Origin of the sequence: Pseudomonas asuensis (assembly GCF_014646755.1) — a bacterium.
Taxonomy (GTDB): Bacteria; Pseudomonadota; Gammaproteobacteria; order Pseudomonadales; family Pseudomonadaceae; genus Chryseomonas; species Chryseomonas asuensis.
Map to the genome: position 1 here is coordinate 1 of NZ_BMNW01000015.1, position 20,268 is coordinate 20,268.

Annotated in this window: 20 protein-coding genes and 4 pseudogenes; 13 read left to right on the plus strand and 11 right to left on the minus strand. The window is 51.9% G+C overall.

The window, feature by feature from the left end:
* Positions 1 to 518 precede the first annotated feature (518 nt).
* Together IEX86_RS22145 and IEX86_RS22150 are read right to left on the minus strand one after the other, a co-directional pair.
* Positions 519 to 1,412 (minus strand): EamA family transporter, encoded by an 894-nt coding sequence (locus tag IEX86_RS22145; protein ID WP_188868316.1) that lies wholly within the window; start codon positions 1,410 to 1,412, stop codon positions 519 to 521.
* Between the two features lie 43 nt (positions 1,413 to 1,455).
* Positions 1,456 to 2,679: an MFS transporter gene (locus tag IEX86_RS22150; protein ID WP_188868317.1), complete on the minus strand. Its 1,224-nt coding sequence runs from the start codon at positions 2,677 to 2,679 to the stop codon at positions 1,456 to 1,458.
* Positions 2,680 to 2,885: 206 nt separating this feature from the next.
* Between IEX86_RS22150 and IEX86_RS22155 the strand changes: the two genes are divergently transcribed.
* Positions 2,886 to 4,301 (plus strand): aminotransferase-like domain-containing protein, encoded by a 1,416-nt coding sequence (locus IEX86_RS22155; RefSeq protein ID WP_188868319.1) that lies wholly within the window; start codon positions 2,886 to 2,888, stop codon positions 4,299 to 4,301.
* Between the two features lie 429 nt (positions 4,302 to 4,730).
* Here IEX86_RS22155 and IEX86_RS22160 read toward each other — a convergent pair whose 3' ends face one another.
* Entirely contained in the window at positions 4,731 to 5,090 is a 360-nt protein-coding gene (locus IEX86_RS22160; protein ID WP_188868320.1) for a RidA family protein, read from the minus strand.
* A gap of 57 nt (positions 5,091 to 5,147) precedes the next feature.
* Entirely contained in the window at positions 5,148 to 6,080 is a 933-nt protein-coding gene (locus IEX86_RS22165) for a LysR family transcriptional regulator (protein ID WP_188868322.1), read from the minus strand.
* A gap of 99 nt (positions 6,081 to 6,179) precedes the next feature.
* On the opposite strand from IEX86_RS22165, the gene IEX86_RS22170 reads away from it, so the two are divergent.
* Positions 6,180 to 6,920: an SDR family oxidoreductase gene (locus tag IEX86_RS22170; RefSeq protein ID WP_188868324.1), complete on the plus strand. Its 741-nt coding sequence runs from the start codon at positions 6,180 to 6,182 to the stop codon at positions 6,918 to 6,920.
* 111 nt (positions 6,921 to 7,031) lie between these two features.
* Here the strand turns inward: IEX86_RS22170 and IEX86_RS22175 are convergent, their stop codons facing one another.
* Positions 7,032 to 7,889 carry a LysR substrate-binding domain-containing protein gene (locus tag IEX86_RS22175; RefSeq protein WP_188868325.1) on the minus strand — a complete coding sequence of 286 codons (858 nt, stop codon included), beginning with the start codon at positions 7,887 to 7,889 and terminating at the stop codon, positions 7,032 to 7,034.
* Between the two features lie 481 nt (positions 7,890 to 8,370).
* Between IEX86_RS22175 and IEX86_RS22180 the strand changes: the two genes are divergently transcribed.
* The 5 genes and pseudogenes from IEX86_RS22180 (at position 8,371) to IEX86_RS22200 (ending at position 11,310) form a co-directional block, all read left to right on the plus strand.
* Complete coding sequence (locus tag IEX86_RS22180) at positions 8,371 to 8,898, plus strand: LysO family transporter (RefSeq protein WP_229685456.1); 528 nt, start codon at positions 8,371 to 8,373, stop codon at positions 8,896 to 8,898.
* Positions 8,889 to 9,260: pseudogene (locus tag IEX86_RS22185) on the plus strand (Fic family protein); the annotation flags it as partial. The gene IEX86_RS22180 and the pseudogene IEX86_RS22185, both read left to right, overlap by 10 nt.
* Positions 9,261 to 9,351: 91 nt before the next feature.
* Positions 9,352 to 10,008 carry a DUF2931 family protein gene (locus IEX86_RS22190; protein WP_188868328.1) on the plus strand — a complete coding sequence of 219 codons (657 nt, stop codon included), beginning with the start codon at positions 9,352 to 9,354 and terminating at the stop codon, positions 10,006 to 10,008.
* A gap of 166 nt (positions 10,009 to 10,174) precedes the next feature.
* The gene (locus IEX86_RS22195) at positions 10,175 to 10,408 is read left to right on the plus strand and encodes a hypothetical protein (RefSeq protein WP_188868330.1); all 234 of its coding nucleotides are present in this window, start codon (positions 10,175 to 10,177) and stop codon (positions 10,406 to 10,408) included.
* An 83-nt stretch (positions 10,409 to 10,491) separates the two neighbouring features.
* Positions 10,492 to 11,310, plus strand: a complete 819-nt coding sequence (locus IEX86_RS22200) for an SMP-30/gluconolactonase/LRE family protein (RefSeq protein WP_188868332.1) — start codon at positions 10,492 to 10,494, stop codon at positions 11,308 to 11,310.
* A 245-nt stretch (positions 11,311 to 11,555) separates the two neighbouring features.
* On the opposite strand, the gene hbs is transcribed toward IEX86_RS22200, so the two are convergent.
* On the minus strand, positions 11,556 to 11,831 hold the full coding sequence (hbs, locus tag IEX86_RS22205; RefSeq protein WP_188868334.1) for a non-specific DNA-binding protein Hbs: 276 nt from the start codon (positions 11,829 to 11,831) through the stop codon (positions 11,556 to 11,558).
* 215 nt (positions 11,832 to 12,046) lie between these two features.
* On the opposite strand from hbs, the gene IEX86_RS22210 reads away from it, so the two are divergent.
* Complete coding sequence (locus IEX86_RS22210) at positions 12,047 to 12,313, plus strand: hypothetical protein (protein WP_188868335.1); 267 nt, start codon at positions 12,047 to 12,049, stop codon at positions 12,311 to 12,313.
* 113 nt (positions 12,314 to 12,426) lie between these two features.
* Here the strand turns inward: IEX86_RS22210 and IEX86_RS25155 are convergent.
* Positions 12,427 to 12,573: pseudogene (locus tag IEX86_RS25155) on the minus strand (EamA family transporter); the annotation flags it as partial.
* 71 nt (positions 12,574 to 12,644) lie between these two features.
* Between IEX86_RS25155 and IEX86_RS22215 the strand changes: the two are divergent.
* A complete protein-coding gene (locus IEX86_RS22215) occupies positions 12,645 to 13,085 on the plus strand; it encodes a hypothetical protein (protein ID WP_188868336.1) in 441 nt (146 codons plus the stop codon).
* A gap of 284 nt (positions 13,086 to 13,369) precedes the next feature.
* On the opposite strand, the pseudogene IEX86_RS22220 reads toward IEX86_RS22215, so the two are convergent.
* Positions 13,370 to 13,654 (minus strand): annotated as a pseudogene (locus tag IEX86_RS22220) (antibiotic biosynthesis monooxygenase family protein).
* Positions 13,651 to 14,799 carry a cytochrome P450 gene (locus IEX86_RS22225; protein WP_188868337.1) on the minus strand — a complete coding sequence of 383 codons (1,149 nt, stop codon included), beginning with the start codon at positions 14,797 to 14,799 and terminating at the stop codon, positions 13,651 to 13,653. Before IEX86_RS22225 ends, IEX86_RS22220 begins: the two are co-directional and overlap by 4 nt.
* Positions 14,800 to 14,879: 80 nt before the next feature.
* Between IEX86_RS22225 and IEX86_RS22230 the strand changes: the two genes are divergently transcribed.
* Positions 14,880 to 15,614: an ArsR/SmtB family transcription factor gene (locus tag IEX86_RS22230; protein ID WP_188868338.1), complete on the plus strand. Its 735-nt coding sequence runs from the start codon at positions 14,880 to 14,882 to the stop codon at positions 15,612 to 15,614.
* Positions 15,615 to 15,698: 84 nt separating this feature from the next.
* A complete protein-coding gene (locus IEX86_RS22235; RefSeq protein ID WP_229685447.1) occupies positions 15,699 to 16,148 on the plus strand; it encodes a hypothetical protein in 450 nt (149 codons plus the stop codon).
* A 240-nt stretch (positions 16,149 to 16,388) separates the two neighbouring features.
* Here the strand turns inward: IEX86_RS22235 and IEX86_RS22240 are convergent, their stop codons facing one another.
* Both IEX86_RS22240 and IEX86_RS22245 read right to left on the minus strand, forming a co-directional pair.
* Positions 16,389 to 16,589 carry a hypothetical protein gene (locus IEX86_RS22240; RefSeq protein WP_188868339.1) on the minus strand — a complete coding sequence of 67 codons (201 nt, stop codon included), beginning with the start codon at positions 16,587 to 16,589 and terminating at the stop codon, positions 16,389 to 16,391.
* Positions 16,590 to 16,692: 103 nt separating this feature from the next.
* On the minus strand, positions 16,693 to 17,991 hold the full coding sequence (locus IEX86_RS22245) for a nucleotide disphospho-sugar-binding domain-containing protein (RefSeq protein ID WP_188868341.1): 1,299 nt from the start codon (positions 17,989 to 17,991) through the stop codon (positions 16,693 to 16,695).
* A gap of 100 nt (positions 17,992 to 18,091) precedes the next feature.
* On the opposite strand from IEX86_RS22245, the gene IEX86_RS22250 reads away from it, so the two are divergent.
* Both IEX86_RS22250 and IEX86_RS22255 read left to right on the plus strand, forming a co-directional pair.
* Positions 18,092 to 18,346 (plus strand): hypothetical protein, encoded by a 255-nt coding sequence (locus tag IEX86_RS22250; protein ID WP_188868342.1) that lies wholly within the window; start codon positions 18,092 to 18,094, stop codon positions 18,344 to 18,346.
* Positions 18,347 to 18,662: 316 nt separating this feature from the next.
* Positions 18,663 to 19,888 (plus strand): annotated as a pseudogene (locus IEX86_RS22255) (hydroxymethylglutaryl-CoA reductase).
* Positions 19,889 to 20,268: the final 380 nt, after the last annotated feature.

Below are 20,268 nucleotides of genomic sequence, written 5' to 3' on the forward strand. Positions count from 1 at the left end.
CGGATGGCGTGCGTGGTCGTGGCGCGTTTGTGTAGAACTTGAGCCATGGATCCTCCTCCGATAGAGGTCTATACCATAAACCCTTTCTCCCTGGGACCAAACAGATAACGTCGCCTCACTGGCAGTATTGATGCGTAATGGGTTCGCTCAATATGGACACTCCGTAAGAAGCTTTGAGTTAAGCGGAGAGTGGTTTGATAAGCTCCATTTTGAAAGGCATATAACGAGCTGAACTTCTTTTCGGAAGACTAAAAATCAGGCACGCCGACTAAACTCGATTGAGACAAGGCCGGTTTCGTCAATGCAAGGGCCTGACTGCTGCCTAAGATGCTGTTAATCATGGTCTGACCTCTTTCTCTAGGTGCACAATGACCCTCAGGCTATCGACCTTGTACGCTGTCCTTGTACATCTGTAGAACCGCTTATCAACCATAGGCCCGCCCGGCTCAGAGGCGCAGAACTGGTCTGAGGCTTTCATGGATCTAATCAGGCAATGGCTGCGACACTTGAACCAGCTCCTATAGGGACCGTTGCCTCACCGGGATAAACCAGGCCAGGACTGCCTGACCGTAAAGCCCGGCCAGCAAGCCCAGCAGGACCAGCACCATGGCTATCAGCTTTATCATAGGTAACGTCTCGTTAAAGATCAGAACGGAGCCCAGCAGGCCAAAGACTGGAACCAACAGGGACAGCGGGGCGACAGTTGAGAGTGGATACTGCCTGAGCAGGGAGTTCCAGATCCAGTATGCCAGCAGCGTATTGGGATAGACCTGAAACGCCAGGGACAGAAGCGCCGTCAGGTTTAGCTGCTCAATCAACAAAGCGTAGCCGGTCGCTCCATTCAAGATATAGCTGAGCATGAATAGCGGGATAGGTGCAAAAGCGCTGGACCACACCAGAAACCCAAGGACCTCTCTGGTGTCTGCCCGCTTGATAATGAGGTTGGCAATGCTCCAGCAGACGGCCCCACAAACTACGAGCATAACGCCGGGGAGTGATACCGAGCCGTCAGTGATCAGCATAACCAGCGCCAGCCCCAGCAGGGCAAGGAGGCCTCCTGCTATCTGATGACGACGCAGCGGTTCACTGAAGACCAGGGCGCCTAGGGCAATGGTGAAGAATGCGCTGACTTGAAGCACCAGTGCAGCCAGACCAGCCGAGAGCCCGATCTTGATACCTAAATTAACGATCCCCCATAACCCTACGCCAAAGACCAGTCCGTAGCTGATCAGATAACGCCAGGGCACTGCTGGCTTGGGGATCAGAAAGATTGCCGGCACGGCACAGAGAAGAAAGCGTAGCCCGGCCAGAATAAAGGGATCAACCGTAGCGAGCCCAAGCTTGATAACCGAGAAGTTGAATCCCCAGATCGCAGTGATCATGACGGCAAGCAATAGATGGCGGGCTTTCATATGGACAGGTTTCCAAACGCAGAAGAAGAACTCATGGATAGCGCTAGCAGGAGGGCCGTGTCAGTTGCCAGAAGACCAAGGCGATCAGGCTGACGGCTGCGCCAAGTACACAGACGCCATTCCAGCCTGCCCATCCGTACGCGGCGGTGGATGCGAAGGCCCCTGTGGCGCTTCCGATTGAGTAGAAAATCATATAACCCCCGACCAGTCGGCTTGAGGCCTCTGGTCGAACGGCAAGGATCAGGCTCTGGTTGGTAACATGCACAGCCTGCACGGCAAAATCCAGAATAATGACGCCCAGGACAAGTACTGCGATTGAGGCATGTAACCCGGCGATGGGTGCCCACGACAGTAGCAGGAGCACCAGAGCCAGCCCTGTGGTCTGTTGTCCCTTGCCGACATCTGCGCGCTTGCCCGCACGGGCTGCAGCCAGGGTACCCGCAACCCCGGCCAGACCAAAGAGTCCAATCTGTGTATGGGTAAGACCTACCCTAGGTTCACTCAGCGGCAGCACCAGCGCCGTCCAAAGAATGCTGAATGCTGCAAAGATCAGCATGGCCAATACCGCTCGTACTCTGAGAACAGGCTCGGACATGAAAAGCCGTGGCACCGAACAGAGAAGATCCAGATAGCCGGCTGGCATGGCGCCCTGGTTATGTCGGGGCAACATGATGGCAAGCGTCCCGGCTGTAACTATTCCCAGCGCTGCGGATGTCATGTAAACGGAGCGCCAGCCGGCAAGATCAGACATAGCTCCGGAAAGCAGGCGCGCCATCAGAATGCCGAGCACGATACCACTGGTCACTCTTCCCACAAGGCTACCTCTCTCCTCCGGTCGTGCAAGGGTAGCGGCGAAGGCCACCACCACTTGTACCACCGTGGCCATGAGGCCTACTGCGGCAAGAGATAGCAGAAGCAGAAAAAAGCTGTCCGAGAGACTGGCTGTGAGAAGAAAGCAGGCGGACAAAAGGATCTGCACCAAAATCAGCCTGCGACGGCTGAGGAGATCGCCGAGGGGGACAAGAAAGAACAACCCAAGGGCATATCCGATCTGCGTGGCCGTTACGACGAGACCGATATGCGCGGCACTTACACCAAGGTCATGCGCCATGGCATTCAGCAGGGGCTGCGCCATATAGACATTGGCCACGGAAATGCCGGCTGTAAATGAGAGCAGGGTTATCAGCACTCCTGATAGTCCAGTCTGGCTTGTCCCAGAGCAGCTCTTGCCAGCCGTGCATGACGAGGCGTTTGCGTCTGTATTCATTGGTCACTCTTTATCTGCACAGTTGATAGGGAGGCAGGAAATGCCTCGCCGCGTCTGATAAAAAGGATCAGGCAAAAGACATCTATATGGCAGACTCAGCAATGGATGACCTCGAGCATACAGAAACGCTATCTCGCGCTCTGAATGGTGAGTTTTAAAGCAATCTGTATGGTCACCTCGTGATCCAAAGCTCTTATAGTTAGGAGATGAATCTTTATCACAATCTTGCTGCGCTGCTCGGCCAGCGAATCGAACAGGGACTCTATCTGCCCGGTCAGAGGCTGCCCTCGGTCAGAACGCTGAGCATGGAGCATGGCGTAAGTCTTTCGACAGTCCAGCAGGCTTACCGGGTGCTTGAGGACCAGGGACTTGCCGTGCCCAGACCCAAGTCAGGGTATTTCGTGGCCTCAGGCTGGCGACAGATGCCTTTGCCACGGACATGTCGTCCAGCCCAACGCCCGGTGGAGGTAGGGCAGTGGGATCTTCTGCTCAAACAGATGAGGTCAACACCCCGAGCGGATGTACAGTATCTGGGAGGAGGAACGCCTGACATCGGCGCACCAACGCTCAAGCCACTCTTTAGTGCACTTACCCGTATTTCGCGCCGTCATGATCCGGCCATGCTTCGCTACGACAACATTCAGGGTCTATCTGATCTGCGCCAGCAGGTTGTACGACTTTTAGTGGATTCTGACTGCCAGCTGCATCCCGATGAGATTGTGATTACAACGGGCTGCCATGAGGCACTCTCGACTGCCGTCCGCACGCTATGCAAACCGGGCGAGATCGTTGCCGTCGAGTCCCCGGGCTTTCACGGCATCATGCAGACCCTCAACGGGGCAGGGGTACAGGCTGTCGAGATACCGGTAGACCCAATTACGGGTATCAGTCTTGAGGCCCTGGAACTGGCTCTTGAGCAGTGGCCAATCAAGGCCATACTGGTCACACCCACCTGTAACAATCCGCTGGGCTTCAACATGCCCGAGGAGCGCAAGAGAAAGCTGCTTCGACTGGCGCAGCGATTTGATGTGGCGGTTATCGAAGATGACATCTATGGCGATCTGGCCTATGGCTATCCAAGGCCACGATCGATCAAGTCGATGGATCAGGAGGGACGAGTCCTGCTGTGCAGTTCGTTCTCCAAGACACTGGCGCCTGGCCTTCGCGTTGGCTGGATTGCTCCAGGCAGGTATCTGGAGCAGGTGCTCCACATGAAGTATATCGGCACAGGGGCTACCTCAACCCAGCCGCAGATGGCTCTCGCGGAGTTCATTGCAGCAGGGCACTATCATCCACATCTGCGTCGTGTACGCAGCCAGTACAAACGAAACCTTGAGCGTGTCTCAGGCTGGTTGTCGCACTACCTGCCAACGTCAGCAGGTATAAGTCAGCCTCAGGGCGGCTTCTTGCTCTGGATCGAGTTGGCCGAAGAAATAGATGCGCTGCGCCTGAATGAGCATCTGGGAAGCAGGGGCTATGAATTTGCGGTTGGGAATATTTTCTCTGCTGCCGGTAAGTACCGAAACTGTTTACGTCTCAACTATGCCTTGCTTCAGGGAAACACAATGGAGTCAGCCATTAAGGCCTTGGGACACGAACTGAAAGATGCATCCCTAGCATAGTGTGTCGTTATGATGCGCCAGCCCTTGAACAGATTAAGAGGTAACGGCGTTGACGATCAGTTGGTCACTCACTTGATGAAGCGTGAACGAAGGCGGCGCGAAGCCCTGTGACAGCTTTGCAGTATCGTGAAGCGGCAAAAGGCATTACAGGTACTGCTTGAAATCGTGCAACTTGATAGCGTTTATCCCTTTAGTGAGACTGCCAAGTGGACACCAGAGGATTTAGCCAGGCATGTTGTGATGCTTGAGCATGCTGAATTCGCCCTTGTTGCTAGACCGTCAATGCCTGAACCCTGCAGAAGCCAGACGTTGTTGTTTATCTAGCATCACTTAGAGGACTAGATCAGTTAAGTGCTGGTCCTAGAGAGGAATTCTGATTAAGGGAGAGCAGGGCACATGCCCTTGGCCTTTATGCTCTTACTTAGACCCCTAGATGGCCCTTATAGCCGTAACGGTGATCTCGATAAGAACATTGCCTTCAAGGGTAACCCCGAGGCAAGCTCTCTGAGGCCAATGATCAGGATTCTCCCCAATCCAGTCACACCAGATGCTGTCCATCAGAGGCTTATCCTGCATATTCGCGATATAAACCTGCGCAGAAACGATATGCTGTTTTGATGAGCCGAGGTCGGTAAGATTTTGTTCAATTGTGGCTAAGGTCTGAAGTGTCTGATCCCGCATATCCAGTGCAGTATCACTGGCAGTGGCGACTGTCCAAACCAGATCCTTATAGGCAGATGATCTGTTTCTGCCGTTATAAATACCCCGAACTCTTTCGATGGCTTCCATAGCATACCTCTTAGAATCAACAGGCTATCAAAGCCATTCACTCTCAAATATTCAAGTCTAATATGCAGGCGTGTTCGGTCTAGCTTGATCGGGTTGACCCGTTGTATTCGCTACATGATCCAAAAAGGCGCGTAATGGGACGGACATGTGCTGTCTGCTGGGGTAATAGAGGTAAAATCCGGGAAAAGCAGGCGTCCAATCTTTAAGAAGCCTAACCAGCTTTCCCTGTTCAACCAGCTCCTTGACCTGATGCTCGAACAGGTAGGCGATCCCGGCGCCATCCAGTGCGATGCGTGTAAGCATCTCAGGCTCGGTTACCACGAGCGGTCCATTAACAGCGATTTCAAGCGTCCTGCCGGCCTGCTCAAACTCCCAGCGATACAGGCTTCCATTTGTGGGCCAGCGGTAGGAAAGACAACGATGGTGCTGTAAGTCCTGTGGTCCGTGTGGTATTCCATAGCGCTCAAGGTAGGAGGGCGTAGCAACCACCATCATCTCCAGATTACCGCTTAGCCGGACAGCGATCATGTCCTGATCCAGCCGCTCACCCAGCCGTATGCCAATGTCGTAACCCCCCGCTACGATATCGACCAGCTGGTCTTCGACTACGATCTCAAGCTGTATGTGAGGGTAGGCCTCAAGAAAGGAGGCTATTAGCGGAGCCAGGTAATGAACGGCGGCTACACGGGTACTATTGATCCGAAGAGTGCCAGAAGGCTCGTCACGCAAACCTTTAATGTCAGTCACAGCGGCTTCCAGTTCTGCAAGCGTAGGTATCAGCCGCTTAAGCAAGCGAGTACCTGCTGTACTAGGTGCAACGCTGCGAGTGGTGCGGTTGAGCAACCGTGCACCGAGACGAGTCTCCAGAGACCTGATCGTCTGGCTTAGTGACGATGCAGACATCCCCATATGGGCCGCTGCACGTGTAAAGCTTCCTTGTTCGACCACAGCGACAAAGGCTTTGAGTTCTATGTAGTCGCTACCGCGCATTATGCACTCTTGGATAAACAACCTATTTGGATAATAGCGGATTATCAACATAGCCAGAGCCTGACATCTTGTTGCGTATCTCAACAAGAGGAAAAGCAGATGAGCAGGTTCGTAGGGAAAAAGGTGCTAATTACAGGAGGAACCCGTGGCATAGGACTGGCTGGTGCAAGGCGAATCGTTGCAGAAAAGGGTACTGTTCTGCTCACAGGTCGTAGCAGAAGTCATGCCGATTCAGCAGCTCAGTTATTCCCATCAGCGTCTCGGGTGTTACTCAACGATGCGGCAGATCCTGCGGCTGTGGAGGATCTTGCTTTAGCGGTAGCTCAATGGGGCAAGCTTGATGGACTATGGCTAAACGCAGGCTATGCGGAAGTCGGCCCACTACAGGAGATAACGGCTGAGTCTTTTGACAAAATGATGGCTGCCAATGTCAGAGGACCTTTGTTGCAACTTGGGAAATTATCTCCGCTTCTTAACCCCGGCGCATCAGTAGTGGTGACCTCATCATCGTCTGCTTACGAACAGACCTCTTCGACCAGTCTTTACGCGGCAACCAAGGGAGCACTGATTTCCATGGCTCGCTGCTGGGCAGCCGCTTTCGCAGAGCAGGGCATACGGGTCAATGTCCTGGTGCCTGGCCCCATCGAGACACGTTTTCGGGACTTCATGAGCGAGGATATCAAGCAGGCCTTTGAGCATAGTGTTGTAGAGGCCGTCCCTCTCGCCCGGGTAGGAGCCGCCGAGGAAGCAGCTGCGGTAGCTCTGTTTCTGTTGTCCAGCGATTCCTCCTATGTAACCGGAAGTCAGTATGCCGTGGATGGCGGGCTGCTTATGCGATGATCCAGAATCGGGACTGAAAGTTTCTCGGGGTAAGACTATTTAGAGCATCTGTCAGCTAAGACCACTTCAGCCTTAGCCTATGTAGGAGAGATCTGCTGCTAATGGGTAGGTTTATCTGGACAGCCTCTTCACCATCTCTGCTATGAGCTGACACGCCTGGTTATCTGCGGCAGGTGCGCAAAGAAGCCTTAGCTCATGAGTAACAAGTCTGGCGAAGCCATCTTCTTCCGTGAGAAGGCGCACTTGTAGGCTCAAGTCAGTCCGGTCTGCAATGGTTATGGCGGCTCCGGCTTCTACAGCAGACATAACAAGGTTTGAACTGGCACTCTGCATGACCAGCCGCCAGCGCCGGCCCTGACGTTCAAGTGCTTCAATAGCCATAACCCTGTAAGGACATCCTTCACCATGAAGGGCCAGAGGAACAGGGTCATCATCTGCTAATGTTAAGCCATGGGCAGCAATCCAGACTGGTTGCACTATCTCCAGCGGCGGCGTAGATAGAGGTTCTGACAGGTAGGGCTGTACAACGAGAGCCAGATCAAGTTGCCCCTGATCCAGCCGGCATTTGAGCTGACCACTGGTAGCCGTTTCAACCTCCAGTTCGATCAAGGGATATAGTGAGCCGATCTGAGTGAAGATTCTTTCCACAACGGTACAGGCGCGGTCATCTGATACACCCAGGCGAACCTTACCTCGCGGCGGCTGATCCACAAGCCCTCCGATGATGCGATCATGCAGGGCCAATAGCTCCGCAGTCTGAAGCGTAAATTGCTGACCAAGCGCGGTCAGCAATACCGACTGGTTATCGCGTTCAAAGAGCTTGCCACCGGCTATGTCCTCAAGACGCCTGATATGCAGACTGACAGCAGAAGCGCTGCGATTGAGGTGTACAGCCGCAGCCAGAAACTGCCCCGTTTTCACAACAGTATGAAATGTCCGAAGTAGTTCAATATCAAGGGAAAGGGACATGAATGAGAAATTCTGCATAAGTTATGCAGATAGTCTCGTTTGTGTGCATCGGTTCGTCAAACTAGGCTACGTGATACATGGTTTGGTTTAGGACAGCGCATGCACGAAGCACTTGAAGCATTAGTACTTATGTAGTGGGATAGCGCTTGGAAAGTTGTCAGGGGAAAGGCAAAAGCTTGTCCAGAGCGCGACCCGACTTATCTCCCCTCTGGTAACAGCACTTCTTTTTGCCATTGGCTGCGAGTTTGGCGCGGTTTTGACCAGTCCTCAGTTGGCTGGTCACTCTCTAATTTCAGGAGCGACCTTTGCAGTCTGCTGCACCCTGACCTCATGGATACTCATCCGCTGTTTCTACAGACGAGCCACTGATGTAACCCATCCTAAATCAGAGAACAGAAGCCATGCCCTGTGCTCAAGTCTTAAAGGATGTGCGTTGACACTCCTTATCGTAGCCGCAGGCGCTGTTACCTCACTTACACCTTTGGCACTTATTAAAGAGCATTTATGGCTGCCAGACATCAGTCACCTTATTTATGCATTGGTCTTTCTGGTCGGGATTGATCTGTCACGCATGAAGATAGATCGTCAATGGCTTTCCAAGGGCGCGCTTGGCCTTCCAATACTGGCCATCACAGGGACCTTTGCAGGGGGAATGATGGCTGCCTTTCTGCTGGGAGAGCCGCTCAGAATGGGATTTATTCTGGCATCCGGCTTTGGCTGGATGAGCCTCTCAAGTGCCATGGTAGGTAATGCACTAGGCAGCCAGTATGGTGTAATGGTGCTGGTGGCTGACCTCTTACGCGAGATACTAGCCATTATGCTTCTGTACACGCTTGGGCGCGTCGCACCTCAGGCGTGTATCGGTGCAACAGGCGCAACGGCCATGGATGCAACGCTTCCGATCGTTAAACTGACCTGTCCAGAAAACACCATCCATTACGCAATCATCAGTGGCTTTGTCTTGTCAGTGCTCTCGCCCGTTTTTCTGATGTTATTTATAGCGGCATAGCGCATTTCTGGTTTGTGACCTTGCATCCCTTTAACGATGGCAATGGCCGGCTTACTCGTGCGCTTACCGATCTGGCACTTGCCCAGGGTGAGCAACAATTAATCCGTTTATACACCATGTCGGCCAGCATCCTTGAAAATCGTACCGCCTACTACTACATCCTTGAATCAAGCCAGAAGGGTACTCTGGAGATTACCGCTTGGCTGAAGTGGGTTCTGCAAACACTCCTGCAAAGTCTGCAACAGGCGATGGCGCGCATTGATCGTGTGCTGGCAAAGGCTCGGTTTTGGCAGGCCCATCGCACCGATGATCTTTGCGCAGAACAGGTAAAAGTGCTAATTAAGAAAAGCCAAGGGAACCAAGGCCTTACGCGAATGACTCGCTTTCCATAGAACCGGCAGGCGTTCCTGACACAGATGGCAATCGTGTCCGTCTTCTACATGTTGCAGACATATGAAATTCAAACTCAAAATTCTTGGTCCTCTCGTGGTTTTGGTATTAACCAGCGGCTGTGTTTATGAGAATGCTCGTGCCGCGGCAACACGGTGGTGGAATATCGGCTTCACTGAGCCTGCCTATATGAAGGTCTGGGTGGAGGAGGCATCTGCAGAAGATGTAAACGGGAAGTTCATTCCTCACATTGGCGAGGGCAGTGCCTCTGGCGGTCAAATGGGGCTAGACAAGGAATATGCCCGAGGGTGGCTGGGAGAAGGTTTTACCAAGTACCCGGCAGTAGGGGCTGGTCTACCCAGACGTATCTTTGTTCGCTGGCAATCTATCGCCGAGCCACAGACGTACCGGGCGTGGGTCGATATACCCGAGGAGGCGCGCGAGATCCTGAAGCGGGCCAGTACCGAACTGTGTCCAGAGCAGCCGACAAATCACGACCCGCAAGGAGGACATCTCACGCTGGGACTCGCACCCGGCGGCATCGTACAGGTCTGGGTGCTTGACGAGTGCGCTCGACCGGTGAAGGCGGCTCGTGGCATTGCTGAGGTAGAACCACTCGGACCTGATCAGGGTAAAAGCAATGGCGAGTACGCCTACAAGGTCAGCGAAGAAGCCCAGCAGTATATCCAGCGCTACGGGATTCCCTACGGAAGCTGGTGAAAAATCAGATCGTTGAAGAGGTAAGCTGTTTTATAACAAGAGGCTTCGCCTGTAGTTATCAACGTCTCGCGATAGTGAAAGGGGCCAGGAGACCTGGCACCCCGGCCTTGTTCATATCCGCTAGAGGAAAACCGACTCGCCTTAATTCGTCATTTTGGCGGTTATTGTGTCGGTCACTGATATTCGCGCGTGGGCTGTTGGTATCGGCTTGCCTTTGGTCATCATCAATCTCCAGGCCAACACTTCAATAGTGAGCATTGCCGCAACGATAGTGATGAACGTAACCATTACAGTGGAGCGTTTATCCGCAGCAATGGATGAAAGCGTCTTCAACCATCGCTGGCAATATGCTGATTCCAGCTGGCGTGACAATCCTCTACAAGTTTTGACGGCGGTATAATTTTGAGTAGGGCAGATAGCAACACTAGGAGCGTAGGATTAGCATCTCGAACATTCCGAGTTGCATTGCGTATTAGCGGCATCATGCTCCTGGCCACGCTTGGATTTTTCATGTGGCAGAACTTTTATCCTGTGCAGCCAGCTGAGGGCTGGAGCTACAAGGTTGCTTACCGTGATGTACCGAAAGCTGCATCGCTTGTTCCTATGCAGGACGGCTCTTTAATGGTGAGTCAGGAATTGCGTGACGGGCTTGGAAGCATCATACGTATCCACCCGGATGGCAGACGCGAAAAAGTAGTGGCTGATCTATCCAAACCTGATGGCATGATTCCTTTTCGTGACGGCTTGGTATACAGCCAGGAAGTTGACGGAGCCATGGTAAGTTTTCTTAAGGAAGGCAGGATTTTACCTCTGTTCAAAGGTAACAGCGTACAGGGGCTTTGGGGTGAAGGCGATTATCTATACGCGATCGAAGACAGGAAAGGGAATGGCCGTTTAGTACGCTACCACTGGGATGATCGGACCCTAACTGTTGTGCGAGATAATCTGAATGAATCGGAATCCATCATGCGTTGTACGGATGGACGTATGCTCTATACAGAAAAGGAAAAGGGAATCGTTCGGCAGTTGACCGAAGACCGTAGCGATCCGATCGTGTTAGCTGACTTGAACCAGCCAACCTTTTTGATGTGCGATGAACGCGGAATCTGGGTAAGTGAGGACTCCACTCATCGTGCTCGGTTGCTGTTAATTGACTACCAAGGCCGTCGACAGACAGTTCTTTCATTTTTGAAAGCGCCCCAGTCAATTGTACGTACTACCAAGGGAAGTTATTTAGTAGCTGAAGGTGGTCGCGATAGAATTCTGGAGCTAATGCCGCCCTTGGATGTCCCAACTCATTAAGCCGGAGAAGCGCTCACTATTCCAACATCCTGTTGGGTTGAGAGAAACCTTTGATACCAGTGTGCCGGCACCGTGTGCGCCATCGTAAGGTGGCTACACTACGAGACTTCTAACGATATCGAAAAGTAGAGGCTTGCAGTAGGTCCTGTAAGCTGTTGGCTACCACATCCTATCAAGGCCTTGCGTCAGGCGCATGTGGTGGCAGAAGCAAAGGTCCCGCCTGGCGAGACCTTTGTGCCATTCAATCAGGCATTCACGGCGTCTTTCAGGCCCTTGCCTGGCTTGAAGGCGGGGTTCTTGCTGGCCGGGATATCGATCTCCTGACCAGTCTGCGGATTACGTCCCTTGCGGGCCGCACGCTCACTAACCTGAAACGTGCCAAACCCAACCAGCGCCACCGTCTCGCCCTTGGCAAGCTCGCCGCTGATTACCTCAACCAGTGAATTCAGGGCTTTTTCTGCCACGGCCTTGTTCAGGTCGGCTTTTTCGGAAATGGCCTGGATCAGTTCGGATTTATTCATGTGTTTACCATAGAGATATAAAAACAAGCCCTCATAATAGCCTGACCGCAAGCAATGTACTAACCCGCTCTGGCCTGGGGACTACAAATAACCTCGTTCGGCCAGCGATACGCACCCTCGATCACACCACAACGTGATCAAGCGCCTGGATACCAACCAGCTCCAACGCCCTGCAGGGCGTAGTCACGCTCGCTGGGCTCGGGATCTCCCGAGGGATGGTTAGTCTGTTGCTGGCGCTCGGTTGGCTCGTTACAGCGCCGATCAGAGAAAAGGAGCCCTCAATTCAAGAGGCCTCAGCCAAGCCTACAACCAGTCGGCAATGGAGCGCTTTTCGCGCAGCAGCTACGCCATTAGGTTCAAGCAGCAGCGGTGCCGATCTGACAACCCTTGCTACGCTGGCGATACTGAGTGATATCGACAAGAAACCTGTCTGCACGGAAGCTGCTGGCTACTCAAGCAGTTCTTGTGGGGGCGGTAACTGATAAGGCCGTTCGTTCGAGGACTTTTTCGTATAGAGCCTAGTAGCTGAACTCATGGCCAAGCTCCTGTTGTAGCCAGGAGAGAAAGCGCCGAACACGGGAAAAGTCCGGGTTCTAGGCAAGCACAGGGGCAGTAAGCACATAATGACCAACTGCCCAAAGAATACGGCCTTCTTGACACCAACTGCCTTGGCGTTAATCCCTACCAGGAAATCTGTGCCACCCGAGCATAGAGCAGCCAGTAGGCCCATAAGAACATCCATGCGCAGCCTTCAAATGAGTTTTAATGATCTAGGCACATTAGTAGGCGCAACTACACTTCTTGAGGTACATCATGACTATGCATTCTGACCAGGCACCCTCTAAGGTGAATACGCTCTTTGAGCTAATTCATCTACTGCATATGGCGATCAAGCTTGATGGCTTTGAGCTGCAGGAGGAAGACATCGTCGACCTAATCATTGACATAGCCAACGATCTGGATGAGACAAGCCCGGCGCCTTATCTCCATAATGCCCTGATTGATCCGACCCAGCCTATGGAGCCAATCTGTTGGGTAACCCTCTACATGACCTTGCTACCAGCGGTTGGCCGTAAGCTGGGGCTCTTGAACGCAGAAAGCGTTGATCCCCAAGCATGGGTTAAAGAGGACATGAAGCATACGCAGAACCTTATCAGTGGATGGTCACGTAACGCAGAGCGTGTCATGGCTGACGTCAACAGTACCATGCGTGATCAGATCGGATTTGATGCTGATTTGAAGACGGTGCATTAAGTAAGCGTCTTGACCGTCTTCATACGCTCTCCCAGTATGGTCCAGAGTTTCTGCTCAAGATCCAGCTCTGACCAGTGTAGGTCTGTGCCCATAGCTTTAGCGCTCTATCCTCACCTGCTACCACGCTGGTTGGGCACATCCTGGGTCACGACTCCTCTTTAGTGTAAAAGCAGGAGTCGTGCCGTTATCGGACCTTAAAACATCTAGAGGTTTATCGTCTGCGTTGCAACGTGTATTTGTCTGCTATCAGCGGGTGCCTGCTCGCGCTCATTCAGGCCATAATCTCAGACCACATGCGCAATACGTAGCCGGTAGTTATCAAAAATATGATTTCTTCCCGCGTGTTGAGCCGCTCGATGGCACTCCAGTTCACGCTACTGCTTTACCGACTGCTCATCACGCCAGAATGAAAGCGAGAGGAGTTTCCCTGGTTCACTTAGGCTTTCAAACCGCTCTATGGAAATAAAGCCCTCTATTTCAGTAAGCAGGGGTTTTAACTCGGCAGCAATATCCAGATAGCGTTGGAAATGCTCCTGATGCGGCCAGGCTTCAAAGATCACAGTGATCATGATTTTACCTCCTCGAAGTTAAATATCGGGATGCGACCGTTAAGTGAGGGTCGGTAAACCCAATGAAGTCTTCCTAACGAGCATGCTGGGATCGCCTGGGTCAGAGCCAGAAGTGCAGCATCAGCGATAGCGATGGCAAGTGCCTGTCCAGGACATTCATGATGACCAGAGCCAAAGCTGAAGAAGCGTCTGTAGGGCCTGTCCAGAAGAAACTCATCAGGTTGGGTATTTAGCTCTGGATCACGATTAGCAGAAGCCAGCAGCACAAGAACAGTACTCCCTGCGGGCAGGGTAATACCCTTGATGGTGCATGTCCTGGCTACAAAGCGCCGTGTATTCTGAACAGGCGGATCGTGTCGCAGGACTTCAGTGACAAAACAGGTTCGCGACTCCTGTGATAGACCTAGATCTGAGAGCAAGCCTTCCTCCTGGCACAGCCTCACAAGACAGTTGCCAATGAGGCCAGCAGTTGCTTCGTAAGTCTGGGACAAGAGTCCAACCAGGTTGGAAACAAGCACGTCTTCCTCAATGAGCGCTGATGCTTCAGGCTCCCTGATGAGACCGGCTTTTCGCAGCGTTGGAAGATGATCCTTCAGCGTTTCATGAAGCGCCTGTGCCGCCTGATGTGCCGCCTGTAGCTGCACGTTGTCGCTCAGAGGCGACAGGCAGGCAACGAAGTCGTGAGTCAAATCTGTCAGTGGCCTAGCTGCGTCCAGAGCAATGTCCAGCAAGCGGGCAACGACCATGATCGGAAACGTGAACATCCACTCTGCTATAGATATGTTTGTAGATGCCGATCCTACCTTTCGCTGAAAGGTTGTAGCCAAGTCGTTGATGGGTAGCTGTTGATGCTCTTTCAACAGGGGCATCACTAAGGACCGAGGACAGCTGTGCCGCGTGCCTTCATTCATGCGCATCAGGTGACCAAATATCTCTCCCGCAGCACTTTCCAGAATTGTCTGCGGAACCGGTTCATCTACAGGGCGAGCCCGACACTCTGGATGAGCCAGTACCGCGGCTACGGAGGCCGCATCACTAGCAATCCACAGGGCTTCTCTATTGCGATAGAACAGACCTCCTTCAGCTCTGAGCGATGAATAGAAGGGGTAGGGGTCACGGTGTGTTGCCGCTTTAAGCAGATCCATGTGTTGACCTTAGGCGCTCGTCATTTAGGGCTGCTACTATCCACCTGGGATAATCACCACGATTCGATGTGGAGCGAAATATGGATGCTGATCAACATGATTGTTCCGTCTCTGCTGTGGCTGCAGCGATTGCCGAACCCGCGCGCACGCGAATGCTGTGTTCACTCATGGATGGGCATGCACGAACGAGCACCGAGCTTGCGGCCATAGCTGAGGTCAGTGCCTCAACCGCCAGCGCTCATTTAGGACGCTTGAAGGAGTTGGATCTAGTGCGGCTGCATGTCCAGGGCCGGCATCGCTATTACAGCCTATCTGGACAGCCTGTTGCTCAAGCACTTGAAGCCTTGATGGTAATCAGCAAGAGCACTGCACATCATTTCATTCCCAATACACCGGACCGATTACAATTCGCTCGCACCTGTTATGACCATATGGCTGGCACCTTGGCCGTGCAGCTCCATGATTACTTCATGGAGTCAGGTTGGCTGGCAGCACAGTCATCAGATGCTCCTGAATATGTGATTACTGAAGCTGGAAAGCACGGCTTTCTAGCGTTAGGGCTGGAGACCGGTGCGCTATCTAATCAACGTAGGCGGTTCGCCTGTGCGTGTATGGACTGGAGCATGCGCAGGCCCCATCTGGCAGGTGCTCTAGGCGCTGCCATGCTCGATCTGGTCCTGAAGCGGAGCTGGTTGAGAAGAGACCTAGATAGTCGCGCTCTAACTTTAACCATGGGCGGGCGAAAGGAAATCTCTCGGCGACTAGGTGTGAGCCTACAGAGCGACACACCCACACCATTGCACATGGCTGGTTAAGGACCAGTCTCTCAGAGAGATATCATGGCTATACAATCGGACCTACCAAAGTGAATACGCTTTATGAGCTGATCCACCTCTTATATGGCGCTCAAGCTGGATGGGTTGGATATTCAGGAAGAGCAGATCGTCGACCTAATTATCGATATTGCCAACGAGCTGGATGACTCAAGCCCAGAGCCTTATCTCCATCATGCCCTGATTGAGCCGACCGAACCGATGGAGCCCATTTGCTGGGTCACGCTTTATATGAGTTTGTTGCCAGCGGTAGGCCGCACGCTGGGACTCTTGATCACAGACAGCGCTGATCCTCGAGCATGGGTTAAAGAGGACATGAAGCATACGCAGAACCTTGTCAGTAAGTGGTCGCGTAATGCAGAACGAGTCATGGCTGACGTCAATAATGCCATGCGTGATCAGGTTGGATTTGATGCTGACGAGCTGACCAAGCATATGCAAAGGACAGGCGAAAGCATGGACCAGGCTGAGGCGCGACTGTATAGCCAGCGGTCAAGTTTGAAGACAGCGCATTAAGAGTGGACAGCGATATTTTAGCTATAAAACAAAGCGCGAGGTACAAGAGAGGATTGATATTAATTTAACATAATCAATCTTATGCGAAGTAAAAAATTAATAAGAAGATAGAAGCATTTAGCCGCTTTATCGTTTCCGATTAAGGCCATAATCGGAAATTTCTGACACACCAAAGCGTGCAGCAAACAGGTTCTACTTTTGCAGTCAATTTCCGTTTTACAGAAATTAACGACAACCGTTTTATGATGAGCGTGCTGTCGGTTCACTAATGACCCGACAGCCTTTACGCAGGCGAATCTCTTCATCAGAGGGTCTAATCGAGACAAAGTTGAATTCAAGATTGTCATAGATTTCAAGATATCCCCACTCAAGATTCAACTCATCTTGTCCTGGCTCAGGAGGTTTTGCCCACCAAGGTTCACGACTGATCAACTTCGCCATGGTTCCTACCTGATGCCACTGTATGGCACACATTAACAAAACGGTTTTCGGTAATGCCTACGTTACAGATTAGTAGGTTTTGACAAGCTTTTAGGTTTGAAGATTACGACTGGAAAAAGGAATCGACCGCCTGTTTAAGTGCCAAGGCCGGATCAAGCTCCCTATACTGTTGACTCAATGTCATCGCGGCTCTCCTGAATCGCCCCTCCCTCAAAATAGTTGTAACTGCCTCTGATACATCCTGTGTGGCGGGACGATCCGTCTTGAGGTTGATACCTGCGCCTGCCCAGGCTACACGCGCTGCGACTTCTGCCTTGTCTTCCGAAGTGCCTGCAATCACAAGCGGAACGCCATGTCGTAATGCCTGTTGTACGCCACCGTACCCGCCATTGGTGATCATGACATCGACGTACGGAAGAATCTGCTCATAGGGTAGATAGTCAGCCATGTAAGCATTTGGGGTAACAAATGGCTTTGTGTGTTCCCCTTGTTTGCCGGCTGTAGCAATTATCAATGCATTGCTATCTGCAAGAGCATCAAGCGTTGGATACACCAGATCCTCCAGGTTACGGGCTACGGTGCCTTGAGTGACAAAAACAACAGGCCGACCCGCTGCTTTCGCTGCCTCTACTTCACTCCACCAAGCTGGAAGAGAACAGGCTTGTACCTGGCTAGGTGCAGTGCCTATCAATTTTACAGAGGGAGGAAGACACGCTTCGGCATATTCTAGGCCTGGAACAGTCATTTGCAGGAACATGTCTGGAAGTAGCGTTGTTGCATCCATAAAGGAATAAGATAAAGGCTTTATACCTAGCTCGCTCAGGACGGCATCAAGGGCTGCTTTTGATCCCTGCATATCCCGGTCAAAATCACGACGCAACTGTAAATACCGATGTCTTTCGCTTTCGGTGACAGCGGGAGGAAGACCCTTTCCAAACGGTGCGAGCGCGTCTGTACTGAGCATGAGGGGTGTTATCCCCAGTGAGATTAAACCGACAGGCCGTGCATTGGACGATCGCAGCTGGAACGGCCATCCTCCTGCAAACATATGATTGGTTATGAGCACGGAGGGCTCATCGCTTTCGTCTAGTACGGCTTGAACTGTCCTGGTCTGGTCGGCCAACGGTTGGATAAACAGGACGCGGAAATCAAAATCGAGCAGCTCTGGGCCAGGCTGGAGCCTTTTACGGTCAGGAAAGGTTTGATTCACATCGTGTGCATCATAATTCGCTATTCCCTGTAACGTGACATGGCGGATGCCTTCTCGCTCAACACGTTCTTTTGACCCGGACCCCGTAATAAAGGTGATGTCATACCCCTGCTCTTTCAGGCGCGGCAGTAACGACAAAATGGGAAGCACATGCCCCACCTGGGGCGTAGTTGCGACAATAATGCGAGGCATCAAGTAACCTTAACCAATGATGTATGAGTCAAGGTTTACCTGTCATCCATGACATTATCAATAAGGATAAGTAAAGGTATTTTGATCTGAAGAAGGATAGATGTTTATCTTGAAGCCCACCCGGGACCGTCTATCTTCAGGCCCGCTGGTAGGTGAAGGTTGGGCAGGAATGGGGCACTTTGCTCAAAAGACACCTTTCGTCCAGGCTCTTGCGTCTGATCCTGCACCGCTTCGTATTGTCCTTGTCGAGCAGGCGGGCCCTTGGCCAACCCGCCCGGAAGCCCTCAATGCCGTGCGTCATACCAGTGAGCAGCTTAGGCATTATGTTGAGCCTGCCACCCTACCGATTTACTGAATCATATCTTCGACATCATTGGCCCAAGCCCACGTAACTTCTTGAACATGGTTGGCCACATGTTGGTTGATTGACCGGTCTATCGTAAGCGCAATGTCATAGGGCGACTCTTTAGCTAGTTCAAGGAGCATCGCCAAATAGTTACTCGTCTTGAGAAGCTCACTAGCAGCTTCGACACTACGATCTCTCTGGCCCGCAGATTGAAGAAATCTTTTTCAGACAGCCTCTACCTCCTCCTCTTCATGCCTCTGTCACGTCCGTGGCACATAGTTGATAGGTGCCACGATTATCTTTACACCGGAAAGAGGAATCATGTATGTCAGCCGAAACACCTATCAGTGTAGAGACGATTAGCAAACAGGCATTCAGGACGATCGAGCGAGTACCTGGGGGCGGCTTGTATACTGAAGAAGCCAGACAGCGTCGATTGGAGTATTTGAACGAGAAGACTAGCGTCAAGCTAACTAACATCGAACAGATCGGTTTTAATGTTGACCATGTACGCAACAACTGCGAATCATTAATTGGCTCTGTAGAGGTGCCTGTTGGGGTTGCAGGCCCTTTGCTCATCAATGGTCGCTTCGCCAAAGGTAAGCATTATGCTCCTTTAGCCACCTCCGAAGGTGCTTTGATCGCCTCTATCGCTCGTGGAGCAACAGCGCTAACAATGGCAGGAGGAGCAAATGCAGCCTTTATTGGCAAACGCATGATTCGAGCACCTTTGTTTGAGTTCAACTCGCTTGAAACAGCTCTGATATTTGCCCAACTCGTTAATGATTCTTTTGCTGATATCAAAGTCCAGGCTGAAAGCAGCTCACGGTATGCGGTTTTAAAAAGTATTGAGCCACAAGTTAATGGGCGTTGCGTTCACGTTCAATTCATCTATGAAACCGGTGATGCAGCTGGTCAGAACATGACCACAACTGCTACGTGGAACGCCGTGCAATGGCTCAAGCACAAAATAGCTGAGTGTGGTCTTGTTTTACGCAACTATCTTATCGAAGCTAATCTATCAAACGATAAGAAGGTGACCTACCAGTCCTTTATTCGTGGTCGAGGCAGTCGTGTCGCTGTGGACTGTTTATTGCCCGGCTCAGTCGTGCGGCGCATCCTTAAAGTCGACCCGCAGCAGTTAGTCAGTAGTTATCGTCACCTGGCATCAGGCGCTCTCTGTTCTGGGATGGTGGGCATAAATGTAAACATCTCAAATGCAATTGCAGCCATTTTCACGGCGACAGGCCAGGATATTGCCAGCGTGCATGAGTCTTCAATCGGGCACTTGCACCTTGAGATGGATGATCAGGATGCAGTTTATACCTCCCTTACCCTACCCAGTTTAGTCATCGGTACAGTAGGCGGCCTGGCCAGAGGGAGTGTCTACAACTGATGGGATGCGCTGGAACAGACAAGTCAGAGGCCTTTGCAGAAGTTATTGCAAGTTTTTGTCTGGCTCTAGAGTTATCAACCCTATCGGCTATAGCGTCTGATGACTTTGCTCATGCTCCTGAGCGTCTTGGGAGAAATCGCCCGCAGACCTTGTAAGTATTAAATATTCTCTTTGCGCTGCCATAAGAGCCAAGCAAGCTCCTATGCTAGGTCGTATTCTGCTTGGCTATCAGAAAGATTAAGTGATTAGTACCTACAAGAGGATTTTTAAGCGCCGCACAAAGAGGCTGTAGTGTTGTTCAAGGACCTGGATATCCGAGCGACCTAGTCCAACCCTTGTCCAGCATCGGTTGTACTCGCAATTATGTTCTTCAGCGGTCCGCAGCCACTAGATGGCGGTGATGAGCCTAATCCTGGAAATAAACTCTACTATTTGATTTCGTATGGCTGTTACTAGCTGCTTTTTTATATTGGGCTAGAGGATTGCGCATAGTCACCGCTTGGGCAACTGCAAAAAGCAACAGCACCTGCCGTTG

Excerpts from the sequence above, each read along its gene's own strand:
- IEX86_RS22175 (WP_188868325.1), bottom strand. The coding sequence starts at position 7,889 with ATGTCCCTTTCCCTTGATATTGAACTACTTCGGACATTTCATACTGTT.
- IEX86_RS22150 (WP_188868317.1), bottom strand. The coding sequence starts at position 2,679 with ATGAATACAGACGCAAACGCCTCGTCATGCACGGCTGGCAAGAGCTGC.
- IEX86_RS22210 (WP_188868335.1), top strand. The coding sequence starts at position 12,047 with ATGGTTAGTCTGTTGCTGGCGCTCGGTTGGCTCGTTACAGCGCCGATC.
- hbs (WP_188868334.1), bottom strand. The coding sequence starts at position 11,831 with ATGAATAAATCCGAACTGATCCAGGCCATTTCCGAAAAAGCCGACCTG.
- IEX86_RS22225 (WP_188868337.1), bottom strand. The coding sequence starts at position 14,799 with ATGGATCTGCTTAAAGCGGCAACACACCGTGACCCCTACCCCTTCTAT.
- IEX86_RS22250 (WP_188868342.1), top strand. The coding sequence starts at position 18,092 with ATGTTTATCTTGAAGCCCACCCGGGACCGTCTATCTTCAGGCCCGCTG.
- IEX86_RS22160 (WP_188868320.1), bottom strand. The coding sequence starts at position 5,090 with ATGGAAGCCATCGAAAGAGTTCGGGGTATTTATAACGGCAGAAACAGA.
- IEX86_RS22200 (WP_188868332.1), top strand. The coding sequence starts at position 10,492 with ATGCTCCTGGCCACGCTTGGATTTTTCATGTGGCAGAACTTTTATCCT.
- IEX86_RS22230 (WP_188868338.1), top strand. The coding sequence starts at position 14,880 with ATGGATGCTGATCAACATGATTGTTCCGTCTCTGCTGTGGCTGCAGCG.
- IEX86_RS22165 (WP_188868322.1), bottom strand. The coding sequence starts at position 6,080 with ATGCGCGGTAGCGACTACATAGAACTCAAAGCCTTTGTCGCTGTGGTC.
- IEX86_RS22170 (WP_188868324.1), top strand. The coding sequence starts at position 6,180 with ATGAGCAGGTTCGTAGGGAAAAAGGTGCTAATTACAGGAGGAACCCGT.
- IEX86_RS22215 (WP_188868336.1), top strand. The coding sequence starts at position 12,645 with ATGACTATGCATTCTGACCAGGCACCCTCTAAGGTGAATACGCTCTTT.
- IEX86_RS22245 (WP_188868341.1), bottom strand. The coding sequence starts at position 17,991 with ATGCCTCGCATTATTGTCGCAACTACGCCCCAGGTGGGGCATGTGCTT.
- IEX86_RS22240 (WP_188868339.1), bottom strand. The coding sequence starts at position 16,589 with ATGGCGAAGTTGATCAGTCGTGAACCTTGGTGGGCAAAACCTCCTGAG.
- IEX86_RS22155 (WP_188868319.1), top strand. The coding sequence starts at position 2,886 with ATGAATCTTTATCACAATCTTGCTGCGCTGCTCGGCCAGCGAATCGAA.
- IEX86_RS22235 (WP_229685447.1), top strand. The coding sequence starts at position 15,699 with ATGGCGCTCAAGCTGGATGGGTTGGATATTCAGGAAGAGCAGATCGTC.
- IEX86_RS22190 (WP_188868328.1), top strand. The coding sequence starts at position 9,352 with ATGAAATTCAAACTCAAAATTCTTGGTCCTCTCGTGGTTTTGGTATTA.
- IEX86_RS22145 (WP_188868316.1), bottom strand. The coding sequence starts at position 1,412 with ATGAAAGCCCGCCATCTATTGCTTGCCGTCATGATCACTGCGATCTGG.